The sequence below is a fragment of the Falsihalocynthiibacter sp. CO-5D18 genome (assembly GCF_041205445.1).
Classification (GTDB): Bacteria; Pseudomonadota; Alphaproteobacteria; order Rhodobacterales; family Rhodobacteraceae; genus Falsihalocynthiibacter; species Falsihalocynthiibacter arcticus.
This window is the reverse complement of sequence record NZ_JBGFCF010000034.1, coordinates 1-8336: the sequence shown is the minus strand read 5'-3', so window position 1 is coordinate 8336 and position 8336 is coordinate 1. Positions and strand designations below refer to the sequence as shown.

The 8336-nt window shown below is 48.5% G+C and carries 8 protein-coding genes; all 8 read right to left on the bottom strand.

The window, feature by feature from the left end; translation table 11 throughout:
• Positions 1 to 221 precede the first annotated feature (221 nt).
• Positions 222 to 953, bottom strand: coding sequence for a porin family protein (locus AB9F27_RS21525; protein ID WP_335586637.1), 732 nt, complete (start codon positions 951 to 953; stop codon positions 222 to 224).
• Positions 954 to 1138: 185 nt separating this feature from the next.
• Positions 1139 to 1534 carry a DUF202 domain-containing protein gene (locus AB9F27_RS21520; protein ID WP_335586638.1) on the bottom strand — a complete coding sequence of 132 codons (396 nt, stop codon included), beginning with the start codon at positions 1532 to 1534 and terminating at the stop codon, positions 1139 to 1141.
• 54 nt (positions 1535 to 1588) lie between these two features.
• Entirely contained in the window at positions 1589 to 2326 is a 738-nt protein-coding gene (locus tag AB9F27_RS21515) for a MarC family protein (protein WP_335586639.1), read from the bottom strand.
• A 23-nt stretch (positions 2327 to 2349) separates the two neighbouring features.
• On the bottom strand, positions 2350 to 2859 hold the full coding sequence (locus AB9F27_RS21510) for a rhodanese-like domain-containing protein (RefSeq protein WP_335586640.1): 510 nt from the start codon (positions 2857 to 2859) through the stop codon (positions 2350 to 2352).
• Between the two features lie 45 nt (positions 2860 to 2904).
• Complete coding sequence (locus AB9F27_RS21505; protein ID WP_335586641.1) at positions 2905 to 3228, bottom strand: hypothetical protein; 324 nt, start codon at positions 3226 to 3228, stop codon at positions 2905 to 2907.
• Between the two features lie 87 nt (positions 3229 to 3315).
• Positions 3316 to 4479, bottom strand: coding sequence for a hypothetical protein (locus AB9F27_RS21500; protein ID WP_335586642.1), 1164 nt, complete (start codon positions 4477 to 4479; stop codon positions 3316 to 3318).
• 299 nt (positions 4480 to 4778) lie between these two features.
• Positions 4779 to 6392: a hypothetical protein gene (locus tag AB9F27_RS21495; protein WP_335586643.1), complete on the bottom strand. Its 1614-nt coding sequence runs from the start codon at positions 6390 to 6392 to the stop codon at positions 4779 to 4781.
• Positions 6393 to 7032: 640 nt separating this feature from the next.
• Positions 7033 to 8336 (bottom strand): hypothetical protein (locus AB9F27_RS21490; protein ID WP_369758157.1); only part of this gene is annotated, 1304 nt, incomplete at its 5' end.

Below are 8336 nucleotides of genomic sequence, written 5' to 3'. Positions count from 1 at the left end.
ATAGATGCCCGAGGTTCCTCACTTTTTTGGGTGAGCGGATTGACATAGATTGCCCTGGCTCAGTAGCTTTGGGGTGAAGAAATTGTTCTGTCAGCGAATTGAGAATGACGCGAACGGCCCAAAACCGCCATTGGTGGTCATTGCAGCTAAGGTCCGTTGCCATCCACTACTTAGCGGAGGGCATAATATTATACCTCTGATTACGAAGACCCCATGAGGTATCAGAATTTATAAGTTACTCCGAGCAACGGTCCGGATTGTTCATATTTGAAATCGCTTCCGTCGATCTTGTGGTCCACCGAGATTTTTCGATAGCCGAGTCTGCCTACCCAGTTTTCATTGAACTGGTAATTAGCGGTTAGAAGAACCTGCCATGTCGTGCTCTCCGAACTAAAGCCACCATAGTCGGCAAACGCAGTCCCGTTCCATTTATCCGACATTTGAAAATTCATTCGGACACCAATCACTGGATCAGTCCAATTACTACTCACACTGGAAGAACCGCCTGGGGCCGTTCCGGGTGACAACGTCATCTTAGATTTTGTGCCAAACCATCGGAATCCAGCCGCAACGTCAAAGTTAACCGTAGGGGTTTGATAGGCACGGTATGTTACATACCCATTTAAAATTTGGGTCTTTAGAGACGTGCTCAACCCTGAAAAGTCCGGACCGGGTGTAGACCGGTTGAACGTCAGATCCGTCAGCATATAATCTGCGAGCAATCCCCAAGTGCCATTGTTAGCCTCAAAAGCTCCCATAAAGGCCATATCGAGATTCTCAAGCGCGTCGCTGAAGTCCAGATTTCCCTCCACATCCCCTATTGAGGCTGTAGTATCAGGAGTGAAAAGATAAATTGTTGCCCCGTAGTTCCAATCTGACTCTTGCGCCATAGCCGTCGATGATGACGCCATCAAGGCAACAAGGCCGACGAATTGTTTCAAATAGTTCTTCATTTTGTTTCCCTTCAGCACAATTGAAATTTAGTTTTGGTATCCGTATTAAAAAGCGCCATCTCTAGTTATAATGTATACTCGCCTAGCACTATTGAGTGGTAGAATTGCTGTGCTTATCTTCTGCCAGCGGCGCAATTCTCAAGCTAACGTACTGATCATTTGCCCCAAATTCACGCGACTGAGAATCAGGCCCCCAGCAGAACCGCCACAAACGAAATCGCTCCTGCCAGAGCGACCAAAAGAGCGATAACTCGTGTGCCAGACACTGGCATGTCGGTGTAGTATTTTCCCAAAGCGCGCAAATCTCTGCCATGTTCGATTTTGCCAACGAGCAAGGTCAGAAGGCCCATGCCAATGAGAAGGGCGGCAAATTCACGATGACCTATTAAACTCGGTCCAATATCTTGCCCTGCCGTTTCAATATCAAAGAATTTGTAGACCGAGAACCCGAATGTGATGAATGACGCCGCAGTTCGAACCCACGCCATCATGGTGCGTTCATATGCAATGCGAGTTCGCTCTAATGCGAGCCGTGTCGTCAATGGAATTTCTGCCGGGTTGATGGCATCGAGTTCTGTCATGAGGAGTCTTTCTTGCGTGTTATTTTGGCGGACGAGACACGTTGCTTCCTTGGATCAAAACACATTCAGAGCCAAGAACGAGTTTCCGATAATCTGAAGTCCAAGAGCCACTTGAACGACACTTAAAACCGACCCAACGATTGCCAAGGCTACACCTAGGGACGTCATCAGCTTTCGTGCAAACAACATTGCTACAAAATTCAACAACAAGATAACGACAACCATGCCTCCTATGGTGAGTTGGCTCTGAATATCGGCTGCGAACGACAGAAACACGATCAGCGCGGCGATACCGTATGGGGTGACGATAATTGGGAAAGCGAGTGGTGCGAGCGCGAGCTTGATATTGGGCTCTCGGGCGGAGTGGTGTTCGGATGACATATCTTCAAAGGAAAATTGCCGAATAGTGTCCTGAATAGCAACGAGAAACAAAATGATACCCCCAGCAAGGGCGAGTACGGGAAGCGGAACGCCGTGTTTTCTCAGAATCAACTCGCCCAGCAGCCCTGCGATCAAAAGCGCAATCCCAGAGAAGAGTGTCGCTGTTAGGGCGATCCGTCTCTCAAGTTGGGGTTTTGCACCCGCAGTCAACTTCACAAACGGGCCTATGATTTTTGAAGGCCCAAGCATCAGAATGAGGAAGGTGAAAATATGCGCCATGGGGAAATAAATGGTCGGCGCCGTTGGTGTGTTTTCCACCCCCGCGATTGCTCCAGTGACCATCATGCAAAAGTACACGGACATCATCACAGCCGTGAGTTTGAGAGCTTTCATTCTTGATGAACGAGTCAAATTTAACCCCCTTGATGTGCGCATTATTTTTCAATCCACATAAGCTCTGGGTCCAAAGAATACGTCCACGGAGCCCCTGAATTTTTCCATCCGTTTACTGTGCGTTGCCCGCAGTTCGCGCTTGAGAGGTTTTTCTCCATGTCGCCTTCTATACCGTCGATGATGTTGTAGGCATTTTTGAATCCAACCTGCGCAAGCGCATTAACCGCTGCGGCACCCCGCCCGCCTGAGCGGCATGTTACCAAAATTGTGTCGTCCGGTTTGTAGTGACTGCGCGCCATGTCGAGAAAGGCTGCGTTTGGCTTCAAGACGGGTCCGTTTTTTTCCGCATCCCATTTGTAAGTCACAAAAACGATGGGGATGTTTCGAGCCATCTCGGCGTGCCCCACAAAGCCGTATTCTTCGGGGGTACGCACATCCAAAACGGCGACGTTCCTAGGCGCGGCTTTCCACATTTCGTAGGCCTCTTTTGCTGTTACATACAGCTCCAGAACCGTTTGTTTTCCTTTGGGAACATCTTGAACTTCCACCATACGGTTTCTCCTTTAAATAGACTTAAAAGCGGCACGAAGTCTAACCTATTTGGCAAACTCCCGCGTCTGGCCATTTGCGCGCAATTCGGCCAATGTTTTATCACTACAAGAGCCGTCGGACCTGTTGTCGACACGGCCGCTGCTGGAAACCGTCACAAAGATGTCGTTGGGGGTCATATAGAAAGCGGTCCCCTCCGCATCGACCTTGGCCAAATAACCAACGACCGTGATGCCAGCCTTATCGCAAATCAAGGCTTGTGGGAGGTCTCCGATTTTGGGGCCTTCCTGTCCATTTGCCACACTGGTTAGTCCCAGAGATGACACCGCCAAAACTGCAAACAGAGATCCGAGCTTTGAAATATAGATCATACGTATTTCTCACTTTTCCAATAATCTGGGCGCCACCCGGACCACCCTCTCGGATGGTCCGGTTTTGCTCAATTTTTGTGGTGTAAATTACCCTAGTCGTACGCTGTTGGCGTCAAGCCCAGCACCCTGAGGAAGCTTGCTCCAGCTGCGACGCTCCCACTCTTCCTTCATGACTTCCGCCGCCGCTTGCTCCAAGAATTGTGGCGCTGCCCATTCATCCACATCAAAATCGTTTTTAATGTAGCCATTCTTGAACATGAAATCCTTGCCAATTTTGATAGTCTGCATGTTTTGCGCGTTCAGGCTTGGAACCATATCAACATCCTTGATGCCCTGATAAGTGTCCTCTGCATCCCGATAGAAGGTCTGACGATTGAGAATTGCGCCCGCAGCATGTTTGTTATCGTTGGACCACAAACCGACTTTAATCATGGCTTTCATGTAAGCAATAACCAACTCTGGGTGCTCTTTGGCCATCACATCCGTGCAGGTAATTACGGCGGGGGTGTTGGCAACTTGCATCCTCCAATCGGGATAGCGGGTCAAATCTTCGATCATGGCAAGCTTCCCTGTAGCCTCTTGGAGATGCTGGAAAACTTTACTCTGAGTATAAATGGCGTCGACGGTGCCATCGAGCAGTGCTTTTTCTAGAGGACGGAAGGCGAAGTCATGTTTGTGATCGCGCTTCAGCCATGTTTCCGAAGGATTGTTGATCGGGGTCAACATTTTGGGGTCGTCGTACCAATCATCTGGGTACGGAAATTCAACGATTTCGACGTCGTCCATGGTCATACCGTTGAGCATCAGCATATTTTCGATGCCCATGTGCTCTTGAATGCGCCACCAGTCGTTTTTGATGGTATTCAGGCTCTTGGTAAGGCCGATTTTCTTGCCCTTAAGGTCCTGCATACGAAAGAGGTTGTCGTTGGACCGCACGGCCATACAACCACCTTCGTTCACCCATGTAGCCCCGAGCAAAACGGTCTTGCGCAGGTCGGCATTGACGTGGATTGGAGGGTACAGGCCCCCAAAGCGGATCAAGTTATCCAGATTGTGGATGTAGTGCGGATACCAATTGTTTCCTTCCGCATGACGGAAGTAATCGTATTCGACGCCGATTTTCTTAAACTCTTCACGGCACCAACCAAGCTCCTGATCGACATTGTTGGCCGAAACCATGGGGCAATTTGTGTACCACACCTCTTTCCAATTCAGGGGGACGGTGTTGGCTTTTCTCTCTTGAGCAGTCATTGAATTAATCCTCTTCTGTATTGAATGAATTAGGCTCGGCCTTCAGGTTCTCTAATTGATTGCTATAAATTCGCTGGCAGCGCCGACAGAACTACAAACAGGGAGGGCCTAATTTGAAAACTATTGAAACAAATACCCTGAAATAGCGAAGCTGAGATTTGATCTATATCAAGAGATGTTTTCCAGTGAGACTAAAACCAGCTTCTTGGGGTTACGAACAGTTACGAACCCCAAGGGTATTCTGGATTGGGAGAATTTCTAATTCCTGATAGTCCATAGGCTAAGATGCCTAGCTTCTTTCACTCAAAATCTACGAGTACATCCGAGAACCCGCTTATGACAGCTTGGCTTAAGCCAGCGTCAAAATTCCGTTTTTCGAGGTCCTGGGAGATGTTATCCGCATAATGTGGATCGATTTCAATAATACGGGCAACTGCCGCCATCGCCTCATCTGGCCTGTTCAGTTTTGCAGCAGAAATTGCAATCATTAGGAAACCGTACACGACGTTTGGTGCGTTGACTTTTTTAGCTTCCGTCAGGGCTTGCTGATAGCGGCCGTGAACGTAATGAAATACCGACAGCGTTATCCGATATGAGCTTGGTTGTGCTGGGTTGTGGATATAGCTCTTTTCCAACAAAGGAATTGCTCGATCCCATCTAGCCATGAGCCCGCAGTGATGCCCAAGGCTTGCCATTATTTCGGTATCATTTGGGTTGAGCTTGTGCCCTGCTTCAAGAGCTTCTAGGCAGCTTTCAAGATCCCCACTGAACCAATATGCTAGACCCATTGCATGGTAGCCACGACTAGACTGTGGTGCAATTTCAAGGGCGGTTTGCGCCAGCTCCATTGCACGCGTCAAAGGGGCACCGGTACACCCGCTGATAACCTGACCAAATCGATATGCGTTGGTGTAGACTTGCGACAAGCATGCATAGGCTTCTGCATATTTTGGATCTTGAACTATAGCGGATTCTAGGCATTGGCGAACCGGCTCAAGCATGTCGCTATCATAGGTTTGCCAATACCGATAAAACTTTCCCACACACTCATAGGACGTCAGATGCTCGGGTGCATTTCCGTCCAATTCATGTGCTTTTGTATAAATTACCCCGTATATCTGTGCCAACTCCCGCACGACCCGATTAGCGATTTCGTCTCGCACTCGTCCAATTTCATCGGGAGTCATTTCGCGGGCGTAACTTTCGGCCCATAGGTATTGTCCAGAGCGTGAATCCTGCAACTGGACTTCAACTTCCAGCCTGTGTTTTGAAATAGTTATGACCCCAGACAGCAAGAAATCATGCACGATGTTGTTTGATTGCTCTGTTCGGGCGGCTTCAGTTGCATTGCTCAGGCTAGTTTCTATACCAAAAACGGATAAGTTGTTGAACCGTGTAAGTCCTACAATAAGTTGGCGGGTAAAGCTTAGAGGGAAATTAATGAACGCGGAAGGTTCTCCCTCAATTGTAAATGGCGCTACAAAAACGAACGGAACGCGCCCCAATATTAATTCGGCCCCACCCAATGCATTTGGTCTATCGGATTGAGCCATATTTTGCTCGAGATCCACTTGTTCAAACCTCAGCCGATAGGCACCTTTTGGAATTGTAATTCTAACTTGGTCGCTTGATCCAGAACGCAAATAATAGTGCTCCAAAGACCGCCTCAACCTACGTGCCTCTACTCTCACAACGGAGTCAGTTTTGGGATCAAAATCTGCCCCCCGACCAAATACTAAAGTCGCGATGCTATAGGCCTTGATCCGTTCATCCCGGCCTTCAAGAGTTTCGTCAACAAGATAGAAAAGAAGCGATTTATTGCGTTTGGAAGCGTCAAAATTATCCGACGCCAAAATTCGCTTCAACTGGTCACGAATTTCCAGATCAGTAAATTTGCAATCTCCACTAGGCATCGGCCTTCCTCGAAATGATAGATAGTTCCTCCCACAAAAATTTTTGCGCAGGGTGTTTTTTTGATCTGATCCTAATGTCCCTATTATCATAAACGCCACTTCAATCCAGACATTCCGTTGGAGGGCACAACAAAAACGATGACAAAGGAGGTTTTCAACCTCCCAAAAAGGCAAACAGAATATTTGAGGCACCCTCAATACTCACGATATGAGCCTTGTATGCTAATGTTCGAGATCCAAAAAATAATTGTGTCAATCACTCCTGAGAAACATTGTTTCTCGAGGTTTTAGAGGATTAGTGAACGCAAAATTTCCCACAGAGCAGACCTTAATGGAAAGCGCAGCAAATGTCTGCATTCCGCCCTTAGTGACGATTGCTGCGCTAGCATAAAGGTCTTGAAACGCCTCACGATATACGGGCCGTTCGCTCGGATTGGTAACTTTGATCGGGGGGATCTCTTACGGGTCCCATATATGAGGAGGGGGAGACCTAATAGTTAATCTAATGGGGGTTCCCTCAGGTCCCAATGAACCTACTATCTGTTATTAGTTTAATCATATGAATAATAACAATAATATCTCTATATCTATCTCATATACAGCTACAATATTCATTTACTACAATTGATATCCACCTACATCAGGAACTCTCAACCGACACCTCAGGGATTAGCCCAATCCGCTCCTTAAACACAGCCTTCATCACCTCGGTTGCCTCTTGCTCATACCTAGGCTCAACCAAGATCGCATCATGAATGGGCAGGGCAAAGATACCCCTGGATTTGAGCTTCAACAGGACAGCCATCAGTATATCGGATTCCTTGCGCATCAGCTTCAAACCAACACCTGTGCCAAAAAGATGAACGATAGCGGGGTGGCGCTGCCCAATTGCCGCAAGGGTAGAGCTTAGGGACTTACTGGCGGGGATCGACTTGCGCACAAGTTTCGGCATACGGATCAAAGGCTTGCTGGCATTGATCGACGCTTGAATGACCTTCTTGATACCGGGTCGACACCTCGCAGCAAAGCCATACTCTGTTAGGTCGTAGAGGTCGCCTGAGGGAGGAGTTGCCCCGACCAAGCCATAGAGCAGCAACAAACCGGCCTGTCCGTAATCAAGTTCGACAGTGCTGTCACCGTTGATTAAGAGAGTTTCCAACCGCGCATCATGCTTCATCCCCTGCCAAAACCCACCGTAGAGCCGTCCACCTTGGCCGAAGCCCTTGTTGTTAAATATGCGTCTTAGACGGCGGTCGGTGGTGTTGATCTCGGGGTCAGTGCAAGACAGTGGAGCCGTTTCAATCCAAGCGTTTATGTCCTGCATTTCCCGTCTGATGAGATGAGTTTCTTTGGTGTCATCATACTCAACCAAGGCTCCTGACCTGTCATCCCGCTGCTTTGTATCACGCAACAAGATTACCTCTTCATCTGGTGCGCGCCCAATGCCAGAAAATTCCACCTTGAAGTGGTCTTGCAAGCCAAGGAGGTTTGGCCCCGCAGTGAGGATGGTCTGCCGCCCAGCGCCTGCAAGAAAAGGGTTATAATCGTTCCCTTTGAAGGACTTTGAACCGGGGATGATCTCGATAACACCCACTTCAGGAGCTGCCATGATCTTCAGGATGTCAGGCAGGGTCTTGCCCATAGCCTGGCCCTTGTAGCGCGATTTTTTTCTCAATATCTGATTGCTTTGGCTAAGATGAACCTTGCCTCCTGGGATTTCAAGGTGGCGATGCAACAAGTCGCAAACAATGGCTTCAACCATGATCTCATAGGTCGCTTGATCCGCCAATCTACGTTTACGTTTGCGAAGGCCATGCTTGATTTCATAGCGGCTGACCACATGCAGAACGGACTCAACGATGGTCTCAGCGGCTGCTGATTTGGCGCGACGATGAGGATCAATCGGGCGGGCAGGGACAACAGAGGTCACTGGCTTGGCTTTTG